Origin of the sequence: Paenibacillus sp. H1-7, from assembly GCF_022354825.1 — a bacterium.
Lineage (GTDB): Bacteria > Bacillota > Bacilli > Paenibacillales > NBRC-103111 > Paenibacillus_S.
In genome coordinates this window covers 768,597-795,000 of the sequence record NZ_CP031168.1, presented here as the reverse complement: position 1 = coordinate 795,000, position 26,404 = coordinate 768,597, and the positions used below count along the sequence as shown (strand labels likewise).

General features: G+C 53.8%; 27 protein-coding genes (1 of these 27 running past the window's edge). 13 read left to right on the top strand and 14 right to left on the bottom strand.

Annotated features, from left to right (window positions below):
* The 5 genes from tsaB to DVH26_RS03765 form a co-directional block, all read right to left on the bottom strand.
* Positions 1-498, bottom strand: partial view of a tRNA (adenosine(37)-N6)-threonylcarbamoyltransferase complex dimerization subunit type 1 TsaB gene (gene tsaB, locus DVH26_RS03785; RefSeq protein WP_239631255.1) — the 5' portion only. It extends 345 nt beyond the left edge of the window; only the first 498 of its 843 coding nucleotides appear in the window; its start codon is at positions 496-498; its stop codon lies beyond the left edge, outside the window.
* Positions 495-980, bottom strand: coding sequence for a tRNA (adenosine(37)-N6)-threonylcarbamoyltransferase complex ATPase subunit type 1 TsaE (tsaE, locus tag DVH26_RS03780; protein WP_239631253.1), 486 nt, complete (start codon positions 978-980; stop codon positions 495-497). Before tsaE ends, tsaB begins: the two co-directional genes overlap by 4 nt.
* A 16-nt stretch (positions 981-996) precedes the next feature.
* Positions 997-2,028, bottom strand: a complete 1,032-nt coding sequence (thiL, locus tag DVH26_RS03775; protein WP_239631251.1) for a thiamine-phosphate kinase — start codon at positions 2,026-2,028, stop codon at positions 997-999.
* A 172-nt stretch (positions 2,029-2,200) separates the two neighbouring features.
* A complete protein-coding gene (locus tag DVH26_RS03770) occupies positions 2,201-2,383 on the bottom strand; it encodes an H-type small acid-soluble spore protein (protein WP_239631248.1) in 183 nt (60 codons plus the stop codon).
* 66 nt (positions 2,384-2,449) lie between these two features.
* Positions 2,450-2,701 carry a hypothetical protein gene (locus DVH26_RS03765; protein ID WP_239635623.1) on the bottom strand — a complete coding sequence of 84 codons (252 nt, stop codon included), beginning with the start codon at positions 2,699-2,701 and terminating at the stop codon, positions 2,450-2,452.
* A 184-nt stretch (positions 2,702-2,885) separates the two neighbouring features.
* Between DVH26_RS03765 and ku the strand changes: the two genes are divergently transcribed.
* A complete protein-coding gene (ku, locus tag DVH26_RS03760; protein WP_239631246.1) occupies positions 2,886-3,737 on the top strand; it encodes a non-homologous end joining protein Ku in 852 nt (283 codons plus the stop codon).
* A gap of 76 nt (positions 3,738-3,813) precedes the next feature.
* On the opposite strand, the gene DVH26_RS03755 is transcribed toward ku, so the two are convergent.
* The 3 genes from DVH26_RS03755 to chrS form a co-directional block, all read right to left on the bottom strand.
* Positions 3,814-4,758: an ATP-dependent DNA ligase gene (locus tag DVH26_RS03755; RefSeq protein ID WP_239631243.1), complete on the bottom strand. Its 945-nt coding sequence runs from the start codon at positions 4,756-4,758 to the stop codon at positions 3,814-3,816.
* Between the two features lie 70 nt (positions 4,759-4,828).
* A complete protein-coding gene (locus DVH26_RS03750; protein ID WP_239631242.1) occupies positions 4,829-5,374 on the bottom strand; it encodes a chromate transporter in 546 nt (181 codons plus the stop codon).
* Between the two features lie 31 nt (positions 5,375-5,405).
* Positions 5,406-5,888 carry a chromate efflux transcriptional regulator ChrS gene (gene chrS, locus DVH26_RS03745; protein ID WP_239631240.1) on the bottom strand — a complete coding sequence of 161 codons (483 nt, stop codon included), beginning with the start codon at positions 5,886-5,888 and terminating at the stop codon, positions 5,406-5,408.
* Positions 5,889-6,208: 320 nt separating this feature from the next.
* Here chrS and ggt point away from each other — a divergent pair, with 320 nt between their 5' ends.
* A complete protein-coding gene (gene ggt / locus DVH26_RS03740; RefSeq protein WP_239631237.1) occupies positions 6,209-7,792 on the top strand; it encodes a gamma-glutamyltransferase in 1,584 nt (527 codons plus the stop codon).
* Between the two features lie 341 nt (positions 7,793-8,133).
* Complete coding sequence (ligD, locus tag DVH26_RS03735) at positions 8,134-9,039, top strand: non-homologous end-joining DNA ligase (RefSeq protein ID WP_239635271.1); 906 nt, start codon at positions 8,134-8,136, stop codon at positions 9,037-9,039.
* 14 nt (positions 9,040-9,053) lie between these two features.
* On the opposite strand, the gene cls is transcribed toward ligD, so the two are convergent.
* Complete coding sequence (cls, locus tag DVH26_RS03730) at positions 9,054-10,484, bottom strand: cardiolipin synthase (RefSeq protein ID WP_239631234.1); 1,431 nt, start codon at positions 10,482-10,484, stop codon at positions 9,054-9,056.
* A 231-nt stretch (positions 10,485-10,715) separates the two neighbouring features.
* Between cls and DVH26_RS03725 the strand changes: the two genes are divergently transcribed.
* The 4 genes from DVH26_RS03725 to DVH26_RS03710 are packed head-to-tail and all read left to right on the top strand — an operon-like array spanning position 10,716 to position 15,177.
* Positions 10,716-12,341 (top strand): spore germination protein, encoded by a 1,626-nt coding sequence (locus DVH26_RS03725; protein ID WP_239631232.1) that lies wholly within the window; start codon positions 10,716-10,718, stop codon positions 12,339-12,341.
* On the top strand, positions 12,338-13,522 hold the full coding sequence (locus DVH26_RS03720; RefSeq protein ID WP_239631230.1) for a Ger(x)C family spore germination protein: 1,185 nt from the start codon (positions 12,338-12,340) through the stop codon (positions 13,520-13,522). Before DVH26_RS03725 ends, DVH26_RS03720 begins: the two co-directional genes overlap by 4 nt.
* Positions 13,519-13,749 (top strand): hypothetical protein, encoded by a 231-nt coding sequence (locus DVH26_RS03715; RefSeq protein ID WP_239631227.1) that lies wholly within the window; start codon positions 13,519-13,521, stop codon positions 13,747-13,749. The genes DVH26_RS03720 and DVH26_RS03715 overlap by 4 nt, the downstream gene beginning before the upstream one ends.
* Positions 13,750-13,779: 30 nt before the next feature.
* Complete coding sequence (locus tag DVH26_RS03710; RefSeq protein ID WP_239631225.1) at positions 13,780-15,177, top strand: GerAB/ArcD/ProY family transporter; 1,398 nt, start codon at positions 13,780-13,782, stop codon at positions 15,175-15,177.
* Between the two features lie 18 nt (positions 15,178-15,195).
* Here DVH26_RS03710 and DVH26_RS03705 read toward each other — a convergent pair whose 3' ends face one another.
* Positions 15,196-15,423, bottom strand: coding sequence for a hypothetical protein (locus DVH26_RS03705; protein WP_239631223.1), 228 nt, complete (start codon positions 15,421-15,423; stop codon positions 15,196-15,198).
* Between the two features lie 70 nt (positions 15,424-15,493).
* Between DVH26_RS03705 and DVH26_RS03700 the strand changes: the two genes are divergently transcribed.
* The 3 genes from DVH26_RS03700 (at position 15,494) to DVH26_RS03690 (ending at position 17,731) form a co-directional block, all read left to right on the top strand.
* Positions 15,494-16,489, top strand: a complete 996-nt coding sequence (locus DVH26_RS03700) for a M23 family metallopeptidase (protein WP_239631221.1) — start codon at positions 15,494-15,496, stop codon at positions 16,487-16,489.
* A 29-nt stretch (positions 16,490-16,518) separates the two neighbouring features.
* Positions 16,519-16,908, top strand: a complete 390-nt coding sequence (locus DVH26_RS03695; protein WP_239631199.1) for a bactofilin family protein — start codon at positions 16,519-16,521, stop codon at positions 16,906-16,908.
* A 79-nt stretch (positions 16,909-16,987) separates the two neighbouring features.
* A complete protein-coding gene (locus DVH26_RS03690; RefSeq protein WP_239631197.1) occupies positions 16,988-17,731 on the top strand; it encodes an HAD family hydrolase in 744 nt (247 codons plus the stop codon).
* A 22-nt stretch (positions 17,732-17,753) separates the two neighbouring features.
* Here the strand turns inward: DVH26_RS03690 and DVH26_RS03685 are convergent, their stop codons facing one another.
* The 3 genes from DVH26_RS03685 to DVH26_RS03675 form a co-directional block, all read right to left on the bottom strand.
* The gene (locus tag DVH26_RS03685; RefSeq protein ID WP_239631195.1) at positions 17,754-18,305 is read right to left on the bottom strand and encodes a helix-turn-helix domain-containing protein; all 552 of its coding nucleotides are present in this window, start codon (positions 18,303-18,305) and stop codon (positions 17,754-17,756) included.
* 111 nt (positions 18,306-18,416) lie between these two features.
* Positions 18,417-20,006: a DUF4153 domain-containing protein gene (locus DVH26_RS03680; protein WP_239631194.1), complete on the bottom strand. Its 1,590-nt coding sequence runs from the start codon at positions 20,004-20,006 to the stop codon at positions 18,417-18,419.
* A gap of 32 nt (positions 20,007-20,038) precedes the next feature.
* Positions 20,039-20,449, bottom strand: a complete 411-nt coding sequence (locus tag DVH26_RS03675) for a hypothetical protein (protein ID WP_239631193.1) — start codon at positions 20,447-20,449, stop codon at positions 20,039-20,041.
* Between the two features lie 212 nt (positions 20,450-20,661).
* Here DVH26_RS03675 and DVH26_RS03670 point away from each other — a divergent pair, with 212 nt between their 5' ends.
* The 3 genes from DVH26_RS03670 (at position 20,662) to DVH26_RS03660 (ending at position 24,096) form a co-directional block, all read left to right on the top strand.
* Entirely contained in the window at positions 20,662-22,458 is a 1,797-nt protein-coding gene (locus DVH26_RS03670) for an ABC transporter substrate-binding protein (RefSeq protein WP_239631192.1), read from the top strand.
* A gap of 56 nt (positions 22,459-22,514) precedes the next feature.
* Positions 22,515-23,000 (top strand): hypothetical protein, encoded by a 486-nt coding sequence (locus tag DVH26_RS03665; protein WP_239631191.1) that lies wholly within the window; start codon positions 22,515-22,517, stop codon positions 22,998-23,000.
* Between the two features lie 214 nt (positions 23,001-23,214).
* Positions 23,215-24,096: a hypothetical protein gene (locus DVH26_RS03660; RefSeq protein ID WP_239631190.1), complete on the top strand. Its 882-nt coding sequence runs from the start codon at positions 23,215-23,217 to the stop codon at positions 24,094-24,096.
* Between the two features lie 62 nt (positions 24,097-24,158).
* On the opposite strand, the gene DVH26_RS03655 is transcribed toward DVH26_RS03660, so the two are convergent.
* On the bottom strand, positions 24,159-26,378 hold the full coding sequence (locus DVH26_RS03655) for a hypothetical protein (protein WP_239631189.1): 2,220 nt from the start codon (positions 26,376-26,378) through the stop codon (positions 24,159-24,161).
* Positions 26,379-26,404 lie beyond the last annotated feature (26 nt).

Below are 26,404 nucleotides of genomic sequence, written 5' to 3'. Positions count from 1 at the left end.
CAAAGCGGTGAAAGCCTGTCCTCTCCGCGCTTCAATCATAGGCACAACCCAGCTCGTTCCGTCTGTTTGGCACACCCGGTCAAGAGCGGAAAACTCCTTGAACGGCAAGCCGTTATTTTCATGATCAGCCTGCCCCTTAGTCGAAACAAAATAAGCCTCCATACCGCCCAAAGCCATCGCTTCCAGGCTGGATACTCCGATAAGCGACATGCCGTGCGTCCACGCAAACGTTTTGCCGACCGTCACTCCAATTCGGACTCCGGTATAAGAACCCGGGCCAACGCCGACAGCGAAGGCATCAAGCTCCTTGGCACGAAGGCTTGCCGACGCTAGCAGCTGCTGAATATGAGGTATCAAATGGATGGAATGATTTCGTTCCGCTTTGGAGGTAAGCTCGTCAACAAGCACCTTCCCTTTGGCCAAAGCTATGGACATGGAGCTGGTGGACGTATCGACGGCCAGCAGGCTTCCTGTAAATTTGTTATTGTCACTGTTCATAATACGATTCCGTTCTCCTTTAATTCTTTGCACCATTGTTCATAAGGATTGCCCAGCGGAGTCAGCTTAAACCTCCTGCCGGTATCCCCTGTGTGCTCGATGGTGATCGACAGCCTGTCGGGAGGCAGCAAATCCTCGATCAAAGAGGCCCACTCGATTAACGTAACGCCTTCCCCATAGAAGTAGTCGTCGAGACCAAGGTCGTCCGCTTCCTCCTGCGACAGCCTGTATACGTCCATATGATAGAAAGGGAATACCTCCCCTTCATACTCTTTAATAATAGTAAATGTCGGGCTGTTCACGATTTCCTTCACCCCGATGGCTTTGGCGACCGCCTGGGAGAACGATGTCTTTCCCGCTCCCAAATCGCCGTCCAGCGTTATGACCGTTCCGGCCTGAAAACAGGATGCAAGACGTGCGGCCAGCATCGCTGTCTGGTCGAGGTTGTCTGCCTTGTATACATAAGAAGCAGGCTCACTCATTGCAGGACCCCTCCTTTCAAAAATGATTGTAGCCTTTTTTCTCTATCGGCACCGCATTGCCGCTGCTTTGGACGAGGCGGACGCCCTTCGTCTCCGAATTGACATAGCCGATGAGGTACAGCTCGAGCCCCGCTTCCTTAAACATCATCTGCAGGGTGATGGCATGCTCCGCTTGAACGGTACCCACCAGCTGGTAGTCCTCTCCGCCGTACAAAATGTAATGCAGAGGATCTTTCTCCGCCTTCAATGCTTGGGCCAGCAGCTCTTCCGCAATCGGAATGCGGTCCTCTATCAAATCAATGCCTACGCCGGAAGCTTCGGCAATTTCCCAAGCCTCGCTCGCTAAGCCGTCACTTACATCATTCAGGGCATGGCACATCCCGGAGCGCTGAAGCAGCTGCCCCGCCTCTACCTGCGGCTCCGGCCGGCAGTGAGCTCGTATCAACGTCCGCTGCGCATCGTCAAAGGAATGCTCCTCCCATTGATCGGACGGGATATGTTTATCCAGCAGCAGCTCAAGTCCGGCTGCCGAGCGCCCCAGCATCCCGGTGGCGAACAGCACATCGCCTGTCCTTGCCGCCGAGCGAAGCAGCGCTTTGCCCGCTTCCACTTCTCCGATGACGGTAACCGACACCGTCAACCCGCCGATGGCCGATGTTGTATCACCGCCGACGATGACGACGCCCCAACGGTTCGCGCACTCGAACAAGCCGTGATATACGGCATCCAGCTTGTCCTGCGGCGTCCCTTTCGGAATGCTGATCGAGACAAGCGCATACCGCGGCACGGCCCCCATGGCGGCAATATCGCTCACGGACGCCGCCATTGCTTTATATCCGATATCCTGATCGCGCATCGTGACCGCCTTGAAGTGGATCTCCTCGGTCATCGTATCGCAAGTCATCACCAATTGACTATCCGGGGCAAGCTCCGCTACCGCCGCATCGTCGCCGATCCCGGTAACGACCCCGCTCGCCTGCTGAAAAGCGGCGGACTGCTTTCCTTCCGTCAATCTTCGAATTAACGCAAATTCATCCAAAGAACTCAATCCGATACCGCCTCCGTAATGTATTGTCCCTATTATAGCCCTCTGCTCCATGCGTAGCAATAAGCGTTTCAGGCAGGCAGGCCTTGCCCCTGACATGCGGATCGGAACGAGTTTTCGCAGAAAAAAGCCCTATCTTCAAGCTGCAGCAGCTTAAACATAGGGCGTGAATTGCTTATTGTATCTCTTGCAGCTCCTTAACAGGCACGACCCGCGAATCTGCAGGCTGATGCTCGACGTGCACCTTGGCCGTCTCCTTGTCGGCATCCACACTGTCAATCCAGACGGGTACACCTTTCAGCTCCACATCAATCTTCGCTTCCGACTGCAAAATTTCCTGAGCGCGGTACAATTTCATTTCCCCATCACCTCCCGGTTACGAAATCGTCGGATCTCATCGTTGCCCATGTCTGCTTTTTCGCTGCTACGGTTCCAAAACCGATTCCGGATGATCCATCGTATCCGTAGTCGACTCCTCAATCAAGCCGTTATTCAGACTGACTATGCCGCCTCCCAAGCCTTCGTTGACCATCCGGTCAATGTCCATAAAATAGTCCTGACGTCCTTGATGGAGAGCATCGCCTGCCTCCTGAGCCGCTGCCGCAGACGCACTGACGGCTCCTTCGTTTTGCACTTGTTCGCCTGTTTCGTTTGATTGCGAACGTTCGTTCTCCATTGCTTGGACTCCTCCTTTTTTATTGGACGATTGCTGCTGCCGGCCAAGACCCATTCAGCTCACCGCGTCCCGGTTTATATGTAGCATGTCCCGCCACGGATTCATTCATCCACGTGTGCAATGGATGAAATAAGGGAATACTGGTTCGTATAGAGGACGCAAGTCCAGGTGAGGAGGAATCGCGATGCACACGGTTTGGAAAGGGGCTATTAGCTTCGGCTTGGTGCATGTTCCCGTCAAAATGTTTTCCGCTACCGAGGATAAGGACATTTCCATGCGCTACATCCACAAGGAATGCACGACACCGCTTAACTTTGTCCGTAAATGCCAGACGTGCGAACGGGAAGTGGAATGGGAGGAAATGGCCAGAGGGTACGAATACGAGCCGGGGGCCTTCGTTCTATTCGAGAAGGATGAGCTCGACAGCTTGAACGGAGAAGTCACCAAGGAAATCAAAATTCTTGATTTTGTACAGCTTACCGATATCGATCCGATCTATTTTCAAAAAACATATTATCTGGCGCCTAACGAAACGGGAGCCAACGCCTACAACCTGCTGCTGGAAGCGATGAAGCAAACGGGCAAAATCGGCATCGCCAAAGTGTCGATCCGTTCCAAAAGCAGCTTGGCGGCCATTCGCGTCATCGAAAATTGTATCGTTATGGAGACGATTTTTTATCCCGACGAAATCCGCTCTGTTGAGCAAGTGCCTAACCTGCCGGAGCTAAGCAATGTGAACGACAAAGAGCTGACGATGGCCAAAATGCTGATTGAGCAGCTCAGCACCCCGTTCGAGCCGGAGAAGTATAAAGACGATTACCGCGAAGCGGTCCTGAAGGCTATCGAGCAAAAAGTAAGCGGCAAGCAGGTAAGCATAGCGCCGGAGCCGAACAAGATGAACGTCATCGATCTGATGTCCGCCCTGCAGGCAAGCCTCGACGCGATGAAGCCGGTCCCGGAAACCGACGCCGCGCCGGCCGCCAAAACGAAAAAAACGAGGGCCAAAGGAAAAGCCAAGGAAGAAACGGTCTCCTAGCGCCTGAAACAGCAAACAAGCCGGCAAGCCGGTCTTCGGACCGCTTATCGGCTTATTTTTTATCCCATTGTCCTTGTTAAACGGAAGTAAACGTACAATCCTGCGGCGCGATGTCTACGAATGATTGAATGCTGGGCTGGCGCAGCGTCCGGTTGTGCGTCCATTCCATAAAATGAATTTTCACCGTCAGCACAGGCTTAATCCATACGGCATCCTTGCTCCGCTCCGGCTGATTGGCGAAAGGCCTCTCCGTGACGGCCAGCTCTCTCGCCCGCTCGGTCACGGACCTCCAATCCTGCTGCGTAAGCTTGCCGGTTCCAGCATGACCTATGTACCACAGCCGCCCTTCTTCATCGTACAATCCCAGCAGCAGCGCATTCACCGTCCCCGCCCTGTGGGTGACTCCTCCTACTACGGCTACCAGATCCTGAAACAGCTTCTTTTTGAGCCATCGTTTATCTTTACCGTTCATCGCGTACACACTTCCAATGTCCTTGCACACAATGCCCTCAAGCTGATGCTGCTTCACTACGTCAAACAAACCGCTGATTTCCGAATAGCTTGGAACCAATTGCGCGTAAGGGGTTGGGTGAACAATCTTCTCCAATAGCTGCTGCCTCTCGGCGAGCGGCCGGGAAGTAACCCATTCCCCGTTATAAAATAGAACGTCGAATATCATGTAGACGATCGGCACCTGCTGGCGGACCAATGGAATGCGCCCGGATGTGCGCAGGCCATCGCGCCTCATCACTTGGTGAAAAGACGGCTTGCCGTCTTCTAACGCGATGATTTCGCCATCCAAAATGACCGATTCCGCCCGGCAATAAGAAGGCACATCAGTCAGCTCGGGATACTGCATCGTTCGTTCATTCAGCTTGCGATTGACGAGCCGCGTCTCTTGCCCGTCGTAATACACGAGCATCCGCACGCCGTCCCATTTCAATTGCGCGATCCACTCTTTCCCTTCGGGCAGCCTGTCGGTCGAAATCGGCTCAAAAGGGACAACCGGTTTCAGTTTCATAAGTATCCTCCGAATGATCTTGTCATTCCAAGTATAGGCAAACGAAGGACCCGTTTATTCGTCCTAATGGTTAGCCCCTGAAGAAAATAGCGCCAATGACCAGTGAGGCCACGATCCCCCAAGCCGCGTTAATGTTCAAGTACTGGACCATAATGAAATAGCCCGCCCCGAGCACGAAGGGCAAAAAGCTGATAAATCCGTCGCTCGGCTTGAACGCATACTTGGCAAAATCGTAAGCAAGCATTGCCATCATGACGAAAATCACCGGCTGAACGCCTTTGATCATGCCGCGAATGACCGGATTGTTTTGCAGCTTGAGCATCACTCCTACCAGCGCGACCATCAGCAGAGCCGTCGGCATGACCACCGCCGCAAGCGCAACGCAGGCTCCGGCCCAGCCGGCGATTTTAAAACCGATATAAGCAGCTAGCTTCGTCGCGATAGGTCCCGGCAGGGCATTGCCGAACGCCAGAGCATTACCGAACTCCTCCGGTGTCATCCAACCCATCCGCACCACTTCGTTCTGATAGAGGGGAATAATCGAGGGCCCCCCGCCGTAGCCGAGCATCGTCGCTTTCCCGAAGGCGATGAATAAATTCCATAATGTAGTCCACATCGTAGTTCACGTTCCTCCTCGTTGAAAACTGCTACAGCTTCATGCCCATCCGGCTCTTGTAGCGTTTAATAAGCATCTGGCAATCGACGCTGACAATGCCGGGCATTGTATACAGCTTCTCCACCAGAAACGCCTCCATCTCTTGAAAATCCTTGAAAATGCCGTGCATATGAAGCTTGCTCGGTCCGGTCATATGGTACAGGCTGGTCACTTCCGTCTCCTGCGCCAAGCTTTCTGCAACCTGCTGCAAATATTGCGGCTCGATGTCCACGTTAAAAAAGGTGGATACACTCATGCCGATCTTGCCGGGATTGATTACGGCGGTGAATTTTTCAATGACGCCATGCTCCATTAAGGCGCTAATTCGGGATTGGACGGCGACTCGGGAAAGACCGATATCTCTCCCCAGATCCGTGTAAGATATTCTCCCGTTATCGTGAAGCGCATCTAATATTTTCAGATCGTATTCGTCCAATTGCACCGCAGGCTGCTGCGTAACAGGCTGTTGCTCCAAGTGATAGACCTCCTTCATGATGAATTAAAGGATAAAATCAACATAAACAAACCGTAACTTTTTATATAATTATACATTCGTTTCGTCATCAAGTAAACCATTTTATCCTGCATTCCGAAATAAAAGTTATTGTCTATCAAACTTGTTCTGTGTTATGTTTATTGTTAATCTTGGTCTTTTTCGGAAATAAAGTATGGTTTCACGCCTAGAGATATGTCATATAAAGTAACATAAATTTATGCAGCTTGTACTTATGTAGGGTTTACACATGACGAAAAGGCAATTCATCCCCCATTTCAACGAAAAAGGAGCACGCACTCATGAAACAATCGGTTATCGGCACCAAAACAATGGTTGTAAGCCCGCACTATTTGGCATCCATGGCGGGAAGCCGGATTTTGCAGCAAGGCGGCAACGCTTTTGACGCGGCTGTTGCGATCAGCGCATGCCTGGCCGTTGTTTACCCCCACATGACCGGGATTGGCGGCGATTCGTTCTGGTTGTGCTACAGCAGCAAAGACCGCAATGTGCGTGCCTACAATGCAAGCGGAAGGGCCGGCTCCAAGGTCACGATCGATACCTATGCCGGGGAATCCGTGATCCCGTTTCGCGGCGTACGGAGCGCCATCACCGTTCCCGGCATGGTGGACGGCTGGGACGCGGTCCTTCGCGAATACGGCCGCCTTACGTTGGCCGAGGTGCTGGAGCCCGCCATCAGCTACGCGGCTGACGGATTTCCAATGACCAAGGACCAGCATGCACATACCTTGAACAATTTCGCCCTGCTGTCCGGAACGCCTTATACTTCCGGCATATATACTCCCGGCCAGCGGGTACCCGAGCCGGGCGAGCGGTTCGTTCAAAGCGATTTGGCATCGAGTCTGCGCGACATAGCGGCTCATGGGAGAGAGTCGTTTTATACCGGCAAGCTGGCGCAAGCCATCACCGGTTTTCTTGAGCAGTCCGGAGGCCTTCTCACAGCGGACGACTTCGCCGCCCATCGAGGCAATTGGGTGACGCCGGTATCTACGACCTATCGCGGCTATACCGTCTACCAGATGCCGCCGAACTCCCAAGGCTTCGTGGGTTTGATGGCCTTGAACATTTTGGAGCAGGTCGATCTGAAGTCGTTCGAGAACGGCTCGTATGAATATTACCACCTGCTGGTGGAGGCATTGAAACGAAGCTTCCAGGACCGCAACGAGGTGCTGAGCGATCCGGATTTTTGCCGCATTCCGCTCGACAAGCTGCTGGACAAAGACTACGCCCGCGAAATGTTCGGCGAAATTTCGATGGAAAGCGCTCTGGCTCCGGCCGTCAGCAAGCCGATGGGAAGCGATACTGCGTATGCGGCCGTAGTAGACGAGGAAGGAAATGCCGTCTCCTTCATCCAGAGCTTGTATTTCGAGTACGGCTCCGGAGTGGTGGCGGGAAATACCGGCATTCTGCTGCAAAACCGCGGCTCCTTCTTCTCCCTCGATCCTGAGCATGTCAACTGCTTGCAGCCGAACAAGCGCTCTTTCCATACGCTCATGCCGGCTCTCGCCTGTAAGGATGGCAAGCCGGCCATATTGTACGGCACCCAAGGCGGCGAAGGACAGCCTCAGACGCAGACCGCGATCATAACACGAATGATCGATTACGGTATGCACCCGCAGGAAGCGGTTAACGAGCCAAGATTCGTATGGGGACGAACCTGGGGGAACGATTCGCAAGAGCTCAAGCTCGAAGGGAGAGTGGATCAGAGGGTTGCCAAACGATTAGCGGCAGCCGGACATGACGTGAAGATCGTGAACGATTTCGACGGGATTATGGGGCACGCCCATGCCATTCGAATCGACGACAGCGGCTTCCTCTACGGCGGCTTCGATCCGCGCAGCGACGGCTTAAGCATCGGGTGGTAAAACGGTAAAGGTTTCAAAACAGTCAGACCGGGCATCGCCCGGTCTTTTTCACCACAATAGAATTAATAATATTCCAAGGTCATCGAATGTGAAAATTCTATTTGGCGATAAATCCTGCCATGCTTACGAAGCGAGTATTGCTAAAGCAAAACTTTAAGGTCACTCATCTTGAAAGGCCTCGATAGAGGTTTTTTCACGTTTGGATTCACAGGAGCGCGACCATAATGAGGGTAGGACCGAAATCAGCAGTACTGCAGCCGACCGGCCTGCGACAGTCCACACCATTCCCTTATGGTTTAAGTATTCGCTTATCAACCGTCCAAACAAAGGAGTGCACCTATATGGCCGCCGCATCCAATAACAACAAAGGCACCGTGATCATTGAAGGGGAAGAAATCACGATTTCGAATCCCCAGAAGCTGCTGTGGCCGGAGCTCGGCATCACCAAAATCGTCTATTTGGAGAAGCTGCTGAAGCTGGCGCCTTATTTGCTGGAATATTGCCGCGACCGGTATTTGACGACGATCCGGTTTCCGAACGGCTACGCGGATAAATCGTTTTATCAAAAAAACGCCCCGGAGCCGACCCCGCATTTTGTCAAAACGGCGGTGCTCGAAGGCATTCAATACGTGCATCTCGATTCCGTTCCGACCTTGCTGTGGCTCGGCAATTTGGCCTGCCTGGAGTTTCACCCGTCCTTTCACCGGATCGGCGAGCAGCTCCCCGAGGAATGGCTGATCGATATCGATCCAACGCTCGATCCTGAGCCGCGCATTATGGAAGCCGCAGAAATTATCGGCGAAGCGCTGGATAGAATGCAAATCCGCTCCGTCCCCAAGACCTCGGGAGCTACGGGCGTGCAGATCTACGTTCCGATAGAACGGGGCTATACGTTCGAGCAGCTGCGCAAAATCGGCTTCTTCGTAGCCAATTATTGCGTGCAGAAGCATCCCAAGCTGTTCACGATCGAGCGGTTGAAAAAAGACCGCGGCACGCTAATTTATATCGACTACCTGCAGCATTGGTACGGCAAAACGCTGTCCGCGCCTTACACGCCGCGAGCGCGCAAGGACGCCACGGTATCCGCGCCCCTGCACTGGGAGGAGGTTGCCCGCCGGTGCGATCCCCGCGAATTTACGCTGCTGACGATGGAAAGCCGGCTTGCCGAGCAGGGCGACCTGATCAAGCAGGTGCCGCCGCAAAAGCTGGATCAGGTGCTGGCTTTTATCGAATCGGCCAAGTCCTGAAGGCGGCCCGAAGTCTAGAACAGCGGCGACAGCAGGCGTGCCATCACTTCCTTCGCCTTTTCCATGCGCGGACGCTTCTCGAACTGCTCCAGCTTGATTTCTTTGCTGTCCTTTAAATCCTGCAAGAAATCGGCTTCCAGCCGCTGGATCGTCTCTTTGTCGAACAGCACGGCGTTCAGCTCAAAATTGCTGAAGAAGCTGCGCATATCCATATTCGCGGTTCCGACGGACGCCAGCATATCGTCAATGAGAATGACCTTCGCATGCATGAATCCTTTTTCATACGAATAAAACCGGACCCCCGCCTGCATCAGCTCCTCGAAGTAAGATTTCGAAGCGTAATTGACAATTTTGGAGTCGGAACGAGACGGAAAGATCACCCGGACGTCCACGCCGCTGACCGCTGCCGTCTTCAGCCCCATGCTGATGCTCGGATCAGGCACAAAGTACGGCGTAGTAATAAAAATACGCTTCTTGGCCGCCGTAATCGCCCCGAAGTACATTTCGAGGATGGCATCCCAGTGAGCGTCCGGGCCGCTGCTGATGATTTGCACTCTTTTCCCGCCCGAATTATCGTGCTCGGGAAACAGGCTGGAATCGGTCAGCCTCTGTCCGCTGACAAAATACCAATCCGAAAGAAACGTATATTGCAGAGAATATACGGCATCCCCGACAAGCTCCAAATGCGTATCTCTCCAAAAGCCCAGCTTCGGATTGCCCCCCAAATATTCGTTTCCGACATTAATGCCGCCAAGGTATCCTATCATCCCGTCCACGACGACGATTTTCCGGTGATTCCGGTAATTCATCCTTTTGTCGAAAAAGGCGATTAACGGCGGTAAAAATATGTACGCCTCCACTCCCGCTTCCCGCAGCTCGATCAAGAAGCTGTTATCCAGCTGATAGCTGCCGATGCCGTCGAAAATGCACCGAACCTTCACACCCTGCCGAGCCTTGCGGATCAGCAGCTCCTGAAACCGGCGACCGGTCTTGTCATGACGTATCGTGTAAAATTCGAAGTGGATGTAGCTTGCCGCTTTCTCCATCCCCTCCATTATGGCATCGTAGGCCATGTCCGCGTTGGTCAACACCCTCACTTCATTTTGCTGTGTCACCGACGAGCTCGGGATATTGTTCAGCAGCGCATAGAGGCGCGAATCCTTCGTTACTCCGTCCGGCTGCTGCAGTTCGTCATTCGGCTGCGATGCCGAGTACCTTCTCCCTTCATGCATCGGATCCGGAATGTATCGGAGCCCTTTGCGGCGCACTTTTTTACGGTGCGTATATTCCTTCGCCAAAAAGTAATACATAATAAACCCAATTATTGGAAAAATAAACAAAATAACGAGCCAAGCGACCGTTTTGGCAGGATGGCGAAATTCATGAAACAGGATCGTTATGATTTGAAATATAAAGAGCAGCAAAGCGGCTAAAAGCCATATCACAATCCGTTCCCCCTCCGATTTGAGTCAATGAATACAACTTTGGCCGTCTTATTGTAATCTATTCCTTCATTAGCTATACCGTACCATCCATGATCTACAACGAACCTTTCGCCGCGCCGACCGAAATGCCGATTTGCATCATTTGTAATAAAAATTCCTTTTTTGAGAAAAATATACGGGACACACTCCGGCGCATGCTGCCGAGGTGCTAGTACATCCGGGGAGGCCGTCATGCTGCGGTGGAGAAATCGGAAACAAAAAAGCGAAAAAACGCAAAAGCAGTCGCTTCAGGAATTCGATTATCAATTCATCGATGACTTGAAGTCCGTTAAGATTTCCGCTTCTTTGGACGAGAACAAAGATTTTTTGAACGAGATGTTCGCGGATTGCTCGGACTTCGTCATTCGCGAATTTTATATAGAGCGGAGCGCCAAAGCGATCTTCTTCTTTGTGGACGGACTGGTGAATACGCAGTCGGCCAACGAAGCGATGAAAACGCTGATGGTCATCGAAGGCAAGGAGTATCTGATCGAGCGGATTCTGGAGACGTCCTTGCCGGTCACGCAAACACAGCAGGCGGACAACTATGCCGATATGCTCAAATCCGTACTTGGCGGCGACGTCGGCTTGATTGTCGAAGGCAACACTCAATGCATATTGATGGGGATACGGGGAATGGAGAAGCGCTCCATTCAGGAGCCGGAGACCGAAGCCGTCATTCGCGGCCCCCGCGAGGGCTTTGTCGAAAATTTGCGCACGAACACCTCGATGGTCCGCCGCAAGCTGAAGACGCCGCGGCTTAAAATGAAGCCTATGACTATCGGGCGGGAAAGCAACACGAGCATTGTCATCACCTATATGGAGGATATCGCCGACCCGGCTCTTGTCGATGAAGTGCTGTGCCGATTGGAAAAAATCGATATCGATGCGATTTTGGAAACCGGCTATTTGGAAGAGCTTATCCAGGATTCTGCCTTCTCTCCGTTCCCGCAAATCCAATATACGGAAAGACCCGACATGGTAGCCGCCGCCCTGCTTCAAGGACGCGTAGGCATTATCGTCGACGGAACTCCTTTCGTGCTGCTGGTGCCGTTCGTATTCGCCGAAGCGCTTCATGCAACGGAGGACTATTACGAGCGGTTTCAGATGATGACGCTGATCCGCTGGCTTCGCTATGTGCTGCTTGTATTGTCTCTGCTCACGCCAGGCTTGTACGTGGCGTTTACTACATTCCATCAGGATTTGCTTCCCACGTCGCTATTGCTGTCGGTAGCGGCATCGCGTGAAGCGATTCCTTTTCCGGCGGTAGTCGAAGCCTTCATCATGGAGACGACCTTCGAAGCGCTGCGGGAAGCAGGAATCCGGCTCCCCAAGACCATCGGGGCTGCGGTCAGTATTCTGGGAGCCCTGGTTATCGGGCAAGCTGCGGTTCAAGCCGGCATCGTGTCGGCGCCGATGGTTATCGTCGTTTCGCTGACCGGTATCGCATCGTTTACGATCCCGCGCTTTAACGCCGCTATCGCCATCCGTATCCTGCGCTTCCCGATCATGATTGCAGCGGCGATCTTCGGCCTGTACGGCATATTGATCTGCATTATGCTATTGCTCGGTCATCTGGCTAACCTTCGCTCCTTCGGCGTGCCTTACTTGTCGCCTTTCGGACCGATCTCATCCAACGATATGAAGGATGCCATGTTCCGGGCTCCATGGTGGTCGCTTAAAGAACGGCCTTCCTTTATGACCTTGAAGGATTCGACGCGCCAGGGCGACGAGCTGTCCAAGGAAATTAAAGAACAAGGCGGACAAAGAGGGATGTCCATCCAACATGACAATGAGGATCGGGGGAATGTCGAATGAGAAGACGAAGCGCCTTGTGCGCCTTTCTTTCTTGTTCACTGCTCCTGCTTTCCGGATGCTGGGACCGTACGGAAATCAACGACGTCGCTTTCGTCGTATCTTCAGCGGTTGATCTGGACGAGGACGGCAAAGTACGCATTACCGTCATGGTTCCTCTACCGGGGCAAATGGGCGGGGCAACCGGAGGCGGCGGTGGTACTGGGGGGGGAGGCGGAAAGAGCTACTATTTGGACTCGGAGGCCGGCTCGACCTTCCGGGCTGCGCAGGCGAAGCTGCAGCAGCGGATGTCCCGGCGCATGTTCTTCGGTCACCGGAGAACGCTTATCGTCGGCGAAGATGTCGCCAAGGCCGGCATCGGCGATTTGTTCGACTCTTCTCCCCGGAATTCAGAAAACCGGATGTCCACCTATCTCGTTACAACGAAAGGAAAAGCTTACGAGCTGCTGCAGGCTGCGCCCAAATTCGAGCGCTTTCCATCGGAGGTTATTCGCGAGCTGGCCAAATCGGGCAGCCTGATGGATATCAATATGAAGGACGTCGGAGTAGCCCTTAACGCTCCGGGAAGCGATCCGGTTATGGTTCTCATGGATGTTAAAAATTCGGTCAAAAGCGAAAAACAATCAAAGGAAATCGAAGTCAAAGGCTATGCCCAGTTTCGGGGAGATAAAATGATCGGCACGCTTGAGAACGAGGAGGCGCAAGGCTTCTCCTGGCTGCGTAACGAGTCGATAAAAACAACGGTCGATTTGGAGTATGACAAGGAGAAAAAAAACAGGATCGGGCTGCGTATGCATGAGGTCCATACAAGAATAAAGCCGGCGATCCGCGATGATAAGCTTCGCTTTACCATTAACGTTCAAGCCAAGGCGGTTTTGCTCGAGGACGAGAAGCATCTCGATTTGAGCCAGATCAAAAATGTAGACAAAATCGAATTGCTGCTCAACGATTATATGAAAAAAGCGATGACCCGCGTTATCGAGAAATGCAAGAAAAATAACGTCGATTCCATGCAGTTCGGCACCTATATATGGAGAAGCTTTCCCGATCAATGGAAGGCAACCTACGCCAAAAACTGGCCGCAGGCCATGAAGCAGGCCGAATACGACATTTATGTAAAGAGCACGCTGATTGAAACGGGCTTGATCTATGAAAATGTGACGAAGGGGAGTTCGTTCAAATGAACGTCATTTTTTTAACGTTCTACCTCATAGCCATGGTAGTCACTTTGCTATTCGATATTAGAAAGCTTCGCAGTCAAAAACCGCCTCTGAAGCGATTGTATTATTTGATATTTGCACTTGCCTTCGGCGTGTACTTCTGCTTTCTGCTAGGGTACCAAATACCCATGCCGACCAGCTTTTTCATCCATAAGGTATCGCCGTGGGTCTTCTCCAAGATGCAGCACTGAACCGACAATGATAATGAAGCAGGTGAAGGTATGGATTCCAAGCAAATCATCAACTACAGGCAGTTCTCCTGGTTAACGGCCTCCTTGTTGACGGGAGGGGGGCTTGTCAGCATCCAGCACGATCTTGTCCGGGTTGCTCGTATGGACGCATGGTTCACCTACATCGTGCCTACCTTGTACGGGATCTTGGTGGCGTTCGTTTTTTGCCTGATTGCACAGCGGTTTCCGGGCAAAAACTTATTTGAGATCAATAAGATGATTATGGGGCAGGGCTTCGGCACGGTGTGCAACCTGATTCTGATATTCCATTTCTGGCTGCTGCTGATCCGGGATGTCCGATCCTTCGGCAAATTCATGGGAACGATCCTGCTGCCGAACACGCCTGAAGAGATAGTTCTGTTCCTTCTTGTGCTGCTTATCATGTATTTCGGACGTTCCAGCATTGAGGTAATAGCGAGAGTCAACGATATTATGTTCCCGTATTTCGCCATGACCATTATTCTGCTTCCTCTGATGCTGACCAATGAATTGGACAAGTCGTTGATAGAACCTATCCTTGCCGGCGACCTGATTTCGGTATGGAACGGAAATTTCTTGTCTCTCGGATGGTATGGGGACGTTATAATTCTCGGGGCGTTCCTGCACACGATCGGCCAAATCCGTCAGGTGCGGTCCGCCATCCGCCACGGAGTCATTCTGTCTTCGTTTTTTCTTGCCGTGTTTCTGCTGCTTGAAGTACTGGTGTTCGGCCCCGTTATAACGGGCAATCTTATTTACCCAAACTATAATCTGGTGCAGCAAATCCATATCACCGACTTCCTGGACCGGATGGATCTGCTCATCTTGAGCATCTGGGCTCCGATTTTATTTTGCAAGGATATTTTAATTTACATGGCGCTTTTAACCGGAATCGCGAGTTTGGTGAAGCAGAGGGATTACAGCACCATTAATACTCCTACAGGCTTCTTCGTATTAATTACGTCTCTATTGGCATTCAAAAATACGTCGGAGTTGTTCAGCTTCGGCAATTTCAGCTCCACCGTGATAATACTAAGCTACCAGCCGCTTCTGCTTGTACTGTTGGTGGGACTCTCGCTCAGGCATCCGAAGAAAGTACCGGACGAATCCCCCGGCAAGTCCGGAGATGCGAATGGAGGCAACAGTCCGCCCGGCAAATCAGGCAGCCAGGGCCGTACATCCAGACGCTCCTCGAGCCGCTCCATCATGCAGCATTCGTACCACGGGTGGTCCAAGGTAAGCAATGCGCTGCTTCTCGTCTGCATCGTATCCCTAGTTGTAGGCCTGTTGGGAAGCGAGTATTATGCGATGATCGGAGTCATCTGCAGCATTATATACGGCACCTGCATGATACTGGCCACGATCAGCTCGTACATGGAGCTGGTGCAGGCACGGCAGCAGCAGGTGTAATGATCCGGAGCCCGGCAATCAGATCGCCTCTATTCCTATCAGCTTGTTCATCGGAATGAGGATGGTCAGCACTTCCTCCTCTCCGTCTCTGGAGGCGGCCACTTCGACAAAATCCATGCCGCTCCGGATGAATGCGGCGACAAAGCTGCCCATGTAGATGGTGAAATCTTCACCCTGAAGCGCAACGTCGTTTTTGAGATGGAGCGCCAGCCGGCCCATGAGATTCATTTTGCTGGGTTTTAACAACGCGGATTTCCCCTTTACGTTTTTTTACATGTATGCCCAGGGTGTCCGCAACATACCGAAAGGAGTTATCATGAGGTTCAAATGGTTTCAAAACAAGCTGACTCTCGTCATCATTCCCGAGGCGAATGAAAGAGTCATGCGTGTCAAAATGTCCAGAGCGGCGCTATGTGCCGTTACGTTATCCCTCCTATTTGTACTGGGAGCCGCGGTGTTCATGCACGCCGCCCATTTTCACAATTTCGTCTCCTCCCGGTCGACCCAATCCCGTCTTGAGGATCAGACGAGCCGGCTGGAGCAAGATTTAACAAGCAAGAACAAGACGATAGAGCAGCTGCAAAATGAAATATACCAGCTGTCGCGCCAAGCTTCCGAGGTGCGCAGCAAAATGGAGGAAATGAAGCAGCTTGAGCAGGAGCTCAAGGAGCTATCCTCCGCTGCAGGCACTGGAGGGGGCTCCGCGCTTGACCTTGCCGCCTCTCCGGCAGCCGGAGCGCTTGCGGTACAAGGCGGTATGGGAGGACCGGCGCATCCGGTGACCTCCCAGCAGGTCAAGGCTCTCGCCAAAGAAACCCGCGCCAGCTTCTCCACCCTACAGCAAGAGATCGGGGAGCTGAAGGGCAAATGGATGCAATCCCGCCAAACGATGCTGGAAAAACAAGAACGGGCGGAGCGTAAGCCCGGTCTTTGGCCGACCCGGTCACGTACGGTCACTTCGCCGTTCGGATACCGTAAAGACCCGTTTACCAACAAGCTGAGCTTTCACCGCGGCATCGACATCGCCGGCAAAATGAACGATCCGGTCATCGCTTCCGCGAAAGGAACCGCCGTAACCGTCGGCTACGACAAGTTCCATGGCCACCATGTCGTGCTGGAGCACGGCAACGGGCTGCGGACCTGGTATATGCATCTGAACGAAGCTCTCGTGCATATCGGAGACCCTGTAGAGCGAGGCCAGCAGATCGGCAAGCTGGGCTCTACCGGCCGCAGTACGGGGCCTCACTTGCACTACGAAATTTTGCATGACGGCAAAAGCACGAACCCGAAGCCTTACTTGCCGGAGTCATGAAACCGAACGAAAAGGTGGCGTAAAAGAACATGTCCATGTTAAACAAGAAGGCGCAGCGACGGACTGCGGGAGCGGATACGTTAATCGGCGAAGGAACGCTGTGGGAGGGCAAGTGCACGGCCGAGGCGGACATTCGCGTCGAAGGTGAGGTGGCCGGCGATGTTCGCACTACCGGTGTCGTCGTCATCGGCGAAAAAGGCATCGTCCGCTCCGAGGTTACCGCCAAGGACGTAACCATTGCGGGCCGCATGGAAGGGACGGTCAAGGCGGAAGGCGTAGTACGCATTACGTCTACCGGGAAGCTGGTCGGGACGATTCAGGCGGCTTCGCTCATTATCGAAAAAGGAGCGGTGTTCCAAGGCACGAGCCAGATGGACGAGGTGCCTACCGATAGGCTTTTCCCTATTGCCGTGGTATAATGGGTCACACCAGCCCCCTGCGTGTTTATGCCGCTTCGGGGGAATTCTAAGGTAAACAACCAGTAAACGGAGACCGCCTATGCAGAAACAGACGATTCTATTCGATATGGACGATACGCTCTTGTACTGTAACAAGTTTTTCGACCTGGTGATCGACCAGTTTGCCGATTTAATGGAAATGTGGTTTCACACATACCGTATCCCCATCGATGAAGTTAAGAAAAAGCAGGCCGAAATCGACCTGCAGCGGGTAGAGCTGTCCGGATTCGCCCCGGACCATTTCCCGGAATCGTTCATCGAAACCTATGAATATTATTCCGACCTGACGGGCAGGGAGAAAAACGAAGATGAGGCGGTGCGGCTGCTCGAGCTCGGCCGTTCCGTGTACGGGCACAGCATCGAGCCTTATCCGTTTATGTACGAGACGCTCAGCGAGCTGGCCGCCGAAGGGCATGAGCTGCACCTGTATACCGGCGGCGAGCCGTTCGTGCAAATGCGCAAAGTAACGGAGGCCGGTCTGGAGCGCTTCTTCGATGACCGCATTCACATCACGCGGCACAAAACAACGGAGTTTCTGGAGTCCATCATCAGCAACCATAAGCTCGACCGAAGCAACACCTGGATGATCGGCAATTCACTCCGCACCGATGTGCTGCCCGCTTTGAGAACGGGCATTCACGCTATCTTCATGCCTGCTCAGCAGGAATGGTCGTACAATAACGTCGAGATCGACGCCGAGCCGCAAGGCGCCTTCCTTACCTTGTCCTCGCTGTCGGATATTCCATTAGCCATCCGGCAATATAAAAGCGCTGCCGCAGGATAATATCCCGCCGACAGCGCTTTTATTACGAATCCGGCAGCAAAATGGACGTCAGCGTCCTTTTCCTCCGGTGCGGTGCCGGCTCATTCGCCATCACCTCGGCTATCGCCGAGCTGAGCTTGCGGAGCAGCTCCCTTACCTCATCGTCGGAAGCAAAAAATCCCGCCTGCCTGTAGCTGACCATATCCTTCTCCATATCTATCGTATCCCGCTCCAGATAGGCGCCGTAATCGCCGAGCAGGAGCGCGATGAACTGCATAAACAGCTGCATATGCTGCTCCCGGCTCGCATGACGCATATCGTCCGGCGTCAGATCAGCACCAAACTCGGCCAGGGCGAACACCCGTTCAACCGTTCCCCGTACCTGATGATGCTCGACCACTCTCAGCAATCCCGAATCCTGCAGCAATTTGACCTGCCTGTACAGCGTAGCCTGAGGGGTCTCGGGCATCCGCTCGTTTAACTGCTGGATCGTCAATTGCCGCCCGATTAAGGATTGAATAATTTTCAGTCGAACCGGATGAAGAAGGAGCTCCGCCTTCGATTTCCTTTTGGCTTTATCGTCGGATGAATTCATGGTGCCGCCTCCATCATTATCATTATATAAAATGATAATATGGACCATGGGCAAAGTCAAACCGGTTCCCGTTACCTCATTACATCATTATCCTCCATGCGTAAACGCACATTAAGAACCGGCTGCCTGAAGCAGCGATGCCGCCTTCTTCTTCGATACATTGAACTCCGTCCAGGAAAGCTCCCGTACTTCGTCGGCACGTTCTTTCATTCGAAGAAGCGCTTCCTTCGCCCCCTCCGCTTGCGGGTACTTCGTATGCAGCTCGATTAAATATGGCGCGGCTTCATAGCTCAACTCGCCCAAATAAGCGGCATCGATACGGCCGGTGGCCTCGTACCGTTTCAGGTTGCCCGAAGCCACTACCGCATCCACCTGGATGTAATTGATCAGCACATATGCCCCAATAGCAACGACGGCATACGGCTGAAGCAGCTGGAGCCTGTCGTTCCACAGCTTATACAGCGCAATCGCGAACAGCACCGCCAAAAAGATCATAAACGCGCGGACCAGCACCCGGGTTATCGTGTAGCCGTAAGCCAGCTCGTACAACGAGAGCCGCATAAAAGCGGAACAAAGCATCACTCCCGTGAAGACGACGAGCAGCGCAAGCAACCCTCTCAACAGCCGGTCCATGAAGCGGTTCGTCCGGTCTGCGCCATACAAAGTGATCATCAGCAGAGAGAAGTTAATGACGGTAACGGTCACCAGCTCCGCGAACCCTCGCCGTGCATATTCGGCGTAAGTCACTCCATCCGGTAGCAGTGCCGATCCCCCTGCGAAAAAGTAAGAGAACTGCACGACCGCAAACAGAGCGTACACTGCGTTCAGCATGAAAAGCAGCGTCGCGGCAATGGTCGCATCGATCCGCAGCGGGCGGACAGGTTTCACGGCAGGACTCACGGCCGGAACCGGCGAGCCGGGTTCCCAGCCGGGTTCCCAGCCCGCTTCCGCCCGTTCTGCCGTGCTGCCCGCGCCCGGCATCGTTGCCCCCGCGGGAGACGCGGTGACATACGGGGGCTTAGGGTACAGCAAGCCCCATAGATAAACGAACAGCGCCGTGCCTACGGCCGCTATCCACAGCACTCGGAACAGCAGCGTTCCGAGCTCCAGCTCGCCGAGCAGCTGCGGCAGCCGGGACATCGTGCGATCGAACATCGCATCGGCGGAAGCGAGCAAAGCTCCTACAAGCAGCAGCAGCGGCAAGGAAAGCAGCACTCCTGCGAGCACCTTCGCCAGCTGGCGGGAGCGGCTCGAGTTCATTTTGCCCGATACGACTCGGGCCAGGATGACGACCGGCATAGGCAGCAGGCGAAGACTATGAAGAAAGATTTGATCCAGGACGGCCTGAACGATGCGCGGCTCGAACCAGCGCAGGCTGTCCCTGCGCATCGTCCACGTCGTATGTACGATAACAAGCAAGGGAACGGCCATTGCATTAAGTACCATAAACAATACGTTGGTGTATAAGGTAAACGTTAGCGCAAGCAATCCTACCGGAATGAGCAGCAGCAGCCCGCTGTCCCATTGCGGCTTACAGCGGTCCTTCACCGCCCAATAAAACAGCAGGTAGAAGCTAAACGTAAACAGCGGATACGAGATTCCCGCGGTTTTGCCGTAAAAAAGCGCATGGTGGATGACGGCGCACAGCAGCGCCGCTCCCAGCACCGTCACTTCCTGTTTATAAGAACGGTTCGTTTGCATAATGCCTTAAACAACCTCCTTGAGGCGTTCTTTTAATGAAACCAATCCGCCAATTGATGTGTCCGTCCCCTTACATAGGCGATAAAGGAATACGCATTCCCCCGAATCGCCGCCAGCTCGCCCGGCTCCAGCTCCAGCTCGGCATTCAGCGATGAGACCATGAGGCACAGCTTCAGCAGCCCATGATACATTTTCGGGACGTACGGAAGCACTTGCTCCACCACTTCCTCTTCTGCGGCAAGCCATGAGGTTTGCTCCGCATAAGCCCTCTCAGAATCGTTCTGTCCCTCCAGCTCCAGCAGCAATCCGGCATAAAAGAGAACGGTCTGCGCCGCCTCGGTAATGCATTCGTTCACTATTGTAAGCTCCGATTCTTTAATGAATTGCTCGGCCCATTGCATCTGCAGCGGACGACACTCCGCCGATAAGAGCAGTCTGTTCATGAAATTATCCTCCTTTAGAACTTAAGGATGCTCCCGCAGCCCTAGAACTGCCGGAAATCCCAGTATTTTGAACCCGCCATCTAAAGGCTTTCGTTTTCTTTTTTTATTGTAGGCGATAAAATAGGAATAAAAAGCGCAAGTTTACAAATGGAAATTTCCTATTTTCAATCCCAAATATCGGATATGATGAATGTATAAGCTGAGGTGATTCTATGAAACTGGCCAGTCATTATATACGCCTGCGGGACAAGCTGCCGCATGTGGGCGAGCATCAGGAGCAGGACATTTTGCTGGACGACATAGCCGCTATTCTGGACTGCACGCACCGCAATGCGGCGATGATCTTGAAGAAAATGAACGATCAGGGCTGGCTGCAATGGCTGCCCAAGCGCGGACGGGGCAACCGCTCCACCCTGCTGTTCCTCACGCCGTCGGAGGATGTGATCCTGCTGCTCGCCAAGGAGCTGGTGGAACGAAAAGATTTGCGCGGAGCGCTGGAGCAAATGAATGTGTCGTCGATTCCCGACTCGCTGAAGGACCATTTTCACAGCTGGCTGAACGGCCATTTCGGCTACAGCAGCGAAGTCCGGGACAGCAAGCGGTTCGATACGCTCCGCTTCCCGCTGACGCAGCCGGTCCAATCGCTCGACCCTGCCTTTACGAACTTTTCCACCGAAGGGCACCTGGTGAACCAGCTGTTCGACAGTCTGGTCCGCTACAACCGGCTGACTCAGACGATCGAGCCGCACGTGGCCCACGCATGGGAATCCAGTCCGGACCGTTCTTCGTGGACCTTTTATTTGCGTAAGGGCGTCCTCTTCCATCACGGAAAAGAGCTCAGCTCGGAGGATATCCGGTATACGCTGGAGCGGTTGAAGCATTCCGCCGCACGATCCCTGTACCGGTGGGTGTACCGGCAAATTGAGCGGATCGATATTATCGACCCTCTGACGGTAACGGTCTATTTGACGGAGCCGAACGAGCTGTTCCTGCAGTTTATGAGCACGAACCGGGCGTCCATCATCCCGAACAACGCCTATTACGGCTACGAAACCGAGGAGGAAGGCAAAGCGGCTTTCGCCCGCTCCCCTATCGGAACCGGGCCGTTCAAGCTGACTTATCTTGACGACTCCATGTGCGTGCTCGACGCGTTCCCCGCTTATTTCCAGGGGCGCGCCCACCTCGACCGTGTCGAGCTGTGGCACGTTCCCGAATTGCAGCAGCAGGACCGGTACCGGACGCTGGAGAGCTTCCAGATCATCCACAATTACCGGATGCCGGACGAAGCGGAAAGCCCCTGGCAGCAGGTGCAGCAGCAAGGGACGACGTGCCGTTTCGTCACGTTCAACCTGCTGAAGCAGGGGCCACTGAAGGATCCTGCGATCCGCAAGGCCGTGTACGAGGCGCTCGACCAGCGCAAGCTGCTGGAGCTGCTCGACGGAGACGCCATCTATGCGTCGGACAGCTTCATCCGCCCGGCGGCGATCGACCCGCCGGCCACCGATCTTGCCCGCGTGCGCGAGGCCGTCAAGCAGTCGGGCTACGCCGGCGAACGAATGCTGCTGTGCACGATTCCGCATTACGAGCGGGACGCGATGCTCGTGCAAACGCTGCTGAGAGAGGCCGGCCTCGCCGTCGAGCTGTCGCTGCTGCCCGTGGAGGAATTCAAGGGCGAGCGACGGCTTCAGGCGGACATGCTGCTGTTCTCGATCATGCTCGACAACGATACGGAGCTGCGGCTCATCGATCTGTACAAAAGCATGCAGCACCATCTCGAGCCTGCGTGCAAATCCGCCGTCGAGCAGTTCATCGGCGCCGCCTTGCGGGAACCGCACCGAGAAGGACGGGCAGGCCTCTTGCAGAGCATCGAGCGCCGGCTGCGAAGCGAGCATGTGCTGCAATGGCTGTATTTCAAACGGTTAAAAACGATTTACCACTCTTCGGTCAAAGGCATTTCGCTGGACTCGCTCGATTGGGTTCAATTCAAAAACATTTGGTATAAGCCTTGATCCTGTGAATAAGGTGTAAGGAGACACCCCTAAAGCAGGAAGGAGACCATGTTCAAGTGAATAACCACAGTCCGATCGTTTATCACGACAAAAAGTACGGGTTTCAGCTTGTATTTCCGCGCTGGTGGAAAAACTATGTCGTGATCCGTAGAGACAAGGGAGATCCAACCGCGGAATATGTGCTGCATTTCAAGTTCAAGTACAAGGGAAAGCTGTACGACGACGTCTTGACCATTCTGGTGCTTCCCATCACGTTCCATCAATGGATGGACGAGGGCTATAGCGAATCCCCGCTTACGTTTTTGGGCGAATATGAAGGCAGGGTGTTCGCTTCTCTCACTCCCGAAGCGCTTCCGGACGCTTTCCTGGATCCGCAGACGAAGCAGGTTGACTATAAAAAATACGGCATTCCCATCCGGCTTTTAAATCGCATGGTGAATGACGACGACCCGCGAATATTGAGGAGCATCCGTTTTCCGAAGCAGGTCAAAACGTTCCGCTCCAATCCGGTCCGTTCGCGCAGAGTATGGCGTTACAAGTAACGGCAAGCCGCAGCGGCTTGTTCAAGCTGCTTGTGTTGTGTTTGAAACCGTGTCCCATCGTATGCAAAGAAGCTGCCTGCAGGAGGGCAGCTTCTTTATGTGTACATTCCTTGACGTATTTATGACCTAAGTACTATAGGAGCCGGTATCATACGAAGCATATAATATAGGAAGAAAGACATAACAACTTCTAAGATAAAGGTGCGGTTTAGGCATGATACAACCCATTGTTGCATTGACTTTACTGTTTGCTTTCTTGACACCGTGGAACTTCTTACCTAACGCCCCGCTACCGTCAGAGAAAATGAAAGCCACCTGGCTATGGGATACCGAAATGATCGGCACGCCGGAAGGGCGCGCATCGATTCTCCAATTCGCCCAGGAGCATGCGCTCGGGCGCATCTATGTTCAGGTTAACGGCGACGTGTCCCGCAGCGCCTACAGCGACTTCATCGGCACTGCCTCCGAGTCGGGCATTCAGGTTCATGCACTGGATGGCGCGCCGAAATGGGCGCTGCCCTCCCACCGGAAGCAGCTTACCGATATGGTAAGCTGGGTTACCGAATATAACCGGTCGGTGCAGCCGGACGAGCGGTTCGGCGGCATCCAGATCGACATCGAGCCGTACCAGCTTCCCGAATGGAGCACGAAGCAGGATGCTGTGACGGCCCAATGGCTGGATGCGACTGCCGCCTTCGCCAGCGAAGCGAGGAAGCAGGATGCTTCCTTGACGGTCAGCGCCGCTTTGCCCTTTTGGCTCGATACCGTCACCGTGCCCGAAACCGGCCAAACGGCCATCGAGGGCATGATGAAGCAGCTCGACGAGGTCACGCTGATGTCCTATCGCGATTCCGCCGAAGCCCTCATCGAAATTACGGCTGCGGAAATGGCGCTTGGCGACAAGCTCGGGATCAAAGTTTTCGTCGGCGTGGAGACGAATCCGGTCAACGAGGCCGCCTTCGTCACCTTCCATAGCAAAGGAAAAGGAGAAATGGGCCGCCAGATGGCCGTCATCGACCAGAAGCTGAGCGCTCATCCCTCCTATTCGGGCATTGCCATTCACGATTACAGCGGGTGGAAGCGGCTGAAGGATTAGCCCTCCCCCCCGCTTTGTCATTTTCTTTTTCCAGCCAAGCACTGCAGCTTACGACTTACAACTTAAGACTTGGGAGGACGCTTCTCCCCGAAGGCCTGCTTCAAAATATCGTAGCTCTGCTTGAAGCGCTCGTGGTATTCCGGCTTCTCCCATTTATTCCACTTATACTGAACCGGCTCCACCGCCGCCTCCTGAGCTCCGGATGCCGGCTGTAAATGCGGCTCGATGCGGATACCTTTGGTTTCCACAAATTTCAAGCCGCCCGCCTCATACGGATAGCGCCATACTTTGGCTGTGCTCGGATCGGTAAAGCCGAGCAGCATCCACGGAATGCGAATCTCCATCACGTCGCCAGAAGCATACCAATCGGCCAGATTGTTGAATTCCGGGCTGTCCGGGTCGGTAATCCCCGGCTTCATGATCCCGATCTCAACATCCTCGAACGGCACCTTCTTCTTGCTCTGTGGCAAGTACAGCTCCTTGCTCGTAGGCAGCTTCCACGGAAGGAAGATGCCGCTGCCGTCGCGCGCGAACTCCTGCTTCCACGGGAGCAGCTTTTGTACGGACCCGTATAGCCAAGTGTGCTGGTCATAGGCGCTGTTGACGTAGATCGCCGAATCGTTCGCCCCCTTGATACGCAGCATAAATTCCTGCCCTTTGCCGAACGCGACTCCCGGCGCCTTGTCCGACGTCGTGCTGCCGCCGTCCAGCGTATCGAAGCCGATATCAAGGGGCTGCTGGTCGGTCTGCCAGGAGCCTTCCTTTTTCTTCAGCATCATGTAGACGTAGGCCTCGTCGTGTACGGTCGTCAGACTGAATTGCGGATAGTCTTTGACGACGGCGTTTTTTTTGCGCTCCCAATCGGCGGTTTTCCCGTCCAGCATGATGAGATCTTCCTTAGAGCGTCCCGGCTCTACGGCAATGACTCCGAAATGCTCCTCGTTCGTTAACATATTCCGCCAGAACGGCCTGCGCTGGATAGGCGCATCCAGATCCATCGTATTCCACGTAATTTTGAACCATTCGTCCTGCCAGGAGAACATGACCGCGCCATCGAGCTTCTCGTCGTAGATGCTTCGGTACAAATCGGCATTGATCTCTCCCTGCTCCTTCTCCGTATGCATCCCCTGATTGCGTCCCACCGGGCCGAAATGCGCCATCCCGCGCGAGCTCGGCACCCCGTATTCGGCAACAATCAGCGGAATGCCCTGATGGTGCGCCCGCAAATCGTGCAGGTAGCCGGCGTACGGATTGATTTCCCCCGTGCTGTCCTTGTACGTCTGATACTTCTCCTCATAGCGCAGAAGATCGGGATAGTACGGGTAGACGTGATACGATGCGAAATATCCGGCCGTCCATTGCTCTGTCGGAGACACATGCATCGGATCGACAGAGACCAAATCCTCGTTGTCGGCCGGCTCGTTCGGATGCGTCAGCGGGTCGGTCGTCACCCAGTTGGTGAACGACACCGGGCGCTGCCAGCCGAACTTCATTTCCTCCTGCGCCACCGTATCGAGCATTTGCGCAAGCCAGCTTTCGAACGGAGACGCGTCCGCCGAAGCTTGAAAATACGTCCCCGCAAATGGCTTCATTCCGGGATGCGCATCGTCGGTCTTTTTCACCACGTAAGGGTCCCATTCCGTACCGACGATCCAGCCGAGCAAATACGGCGACACGTCTGCGGTGAATTTGCCCGAAGCGTGACCCGGATTGCTTTTCAGATTGATTTTGCCGTGAACGACCTGTACGGCGTCCTTGATTTCTTGGCGAAACTGCTCGATAGTATCTTCCTGCAGCGCGTCCCGGGGCTGTCCGTTCTCCCCCATCAGCGCCTCTTCCGGCGACCAAATGCCGTGCAGCATATAGAGCGGATCCTTACGTCCGGAATTGAATTCCGCCAGCGCTTCGTAAAAATACGGCGGCAAAATCGTATAAATCCGCAGCACGTTCACATTCATATCCTTCATTTGCCCGAACCAGCGCAAATAATCTTCCTTGCTCGGGGAAAGCTCCCCGGGAGCGTGCCCCGGCGTGGTCGCCCCCATGTTGATGCCGTTCCAAAATTCCGGCTTCCATTCCGTGCCGTCGTAAACCGCCAAATGTCCGTCCTTGACGGAAGCCATTCGTTTGATTCCCTGCTCTTCTTGAATCGGCTGCATCGTATTCAGAGATGCCGTCGAGCTCATTTGAATATAAGGAGCTCCGTACACCCAGCCCACGGCGCAAATTACGATAAGTGCAGCGATTCCTAATGCAAGTCGCACGGTATTTTTCTTTTTCATGCGGGTATGGTCTCCTCCTCTATTAC

Excerpts from the sequence above, each read along its gene's own strand:
- DVH26_RS03680 (WP_239631194.1), bottom strand. The coding sequence starts at position 20,006 with ATGCAAACGAACCGTTCTTATAAACAGGAAGTGACGGTGCTGGGAGCG.
- DVH26_RS03685 (WP_239631195.1), bottom strand. The coding sequence starts at position 18,305 with ATGAATTCATCCGACGATAAAGCCAAAAGGAAATCGAAGGCGGAGCTC.
- DVH26_RS03715 (WP_239631227.1), top strand. The coding sequence starts at position 13,519 with ATGAACGTCATTTTTTTAACGTTCTACCTCATAGCCATGGTAGTCACT.
- DVH26_RS03725 (WP_239631232.1), top strand. The coding sequence starts at position 10,716 with ATGCTGCGGTGGAGAAATCGGAAACAAAAAAGCGAAAAAACGCAAAAG.
- DVH26_RS03690 (WP_239631197.1), top strand. The coding sequence starts at position 16,988 with ATGCAGAAACAGACGATTCTATTCGATATGGACGATACGCTCTTGTAC.
- DVH26_RS03750 (WP_239631242.1), bottom strand. The coding sequence starts at position 5,374 with ATGTGGACTACATTATGGAATTTATTCATCGCCTTCGGGAAAGCGACG.
- DVH26_RS03770 (WP_239631248.1), bottom strand. The coding sequence starts at position 2,383 with ATGAAATTGTACCGCGCTCAGGAAATTTTGCAGTCGGAAGCGAAGATT.
- ggt (WP_239631237.1), top strand. The coding sequence starts at position 6,209 with ATGAAACAATCGGTTATCGGCACCAAAACAATGGTTGTAAGCCCGCAC.
- DVH26_RS03675 (WP_239631193.1), bottom strand. The coding sequence starts at position 20,449 with ATGAACAGACTGCTCTTATCGGCGGAGTGTCGTCCGCTGCAGATGCAA.
- DVH26_RS03765 (WP_239635623.1), bottom strand. The coding sequence starts at position 2,701 with ATGGAGAACGAACGTTCGCAATCAAACGAAACAGGCGAACAAGTGCAA.
- ligD (WP_239635271.1), top strand. The coding sequence starts at position 8,134 with ATGGCCGCCGCATCCAATAACAACAAAGGCACCGTGATCATTGAAGGG.
- DVH26_RS03655 (WP_239631189.1), bottom strand. The coding sequence starts at position 26,378 with ATGAAAAAGAAAAATACCGTGCGACTTGCATTAGGAATCGCTGCACTT.
- DVH26_RS03755 (WP_239631243.1), bottom strand. The coding sequence starts at position 4,758 with ATGAAACTGAAACCGGTTGTCCCTTTTGAGCCGATTTCGACCGACAGG.
- DVH26_RS03695 (WP_239631199.1), top strand. The coding sequence starts at position 16,519 with ATGTCCATGTTAAACAAGAAGGCGCAGCGACGGACTGCGGGAGCGGAT.
- DVH26_RS03660 (WP_239631190.1), top strand. The coding sequence starts at position 23,215 with ATGATACAACCCATTGTTGCATTGACTTTACTGTTTGCTTTCTTGACA.
- DVH26_RS03710 (WP_239631225.1), top strand. The coding sequence starts at position 13,780 with ATGGATTCCAAGCAAATCATCAACTACAGGCAGTTCTCCTGGTTAACG.
- DVH26_RS03670 (WP_239631192.1), top strand. The coding sequence starts at position 20,662 with ATGAAACTGGCCAGTCATTATATACGCCTGCGGGACAAGCTGCCGCAT.
- tsaE (WP_239631253.1), bottom strand. The coding sequence starts at position 980 with ATGAGTGAGCCTGCTTCTTATGTATACAAGGCAGACAACCTCGACCAG.
- DVH26_RS03720 (WP_239631230.1), top strand. The coding sequence starts at position 12,338 with ATGAGAAGACGAAGCGCCTTGTGCGCCTTTCTTTCTTGTTCACTGCTC.
- DVH26_RS03700 (WP_239631221.1), top strand. The coding sequence starts at position 15,494 with ATGAGGTTCAAATGGTTTCAAAACAAGCTGACTCTCGTCATCATTCCC.
- ku (WP_239631246.1), top strand. The coding sequence starts at position 2,886 with ATGCACACGGTTTGGAAAGGGGCTATTAGCTTCGGCTTGGTGCATGTT.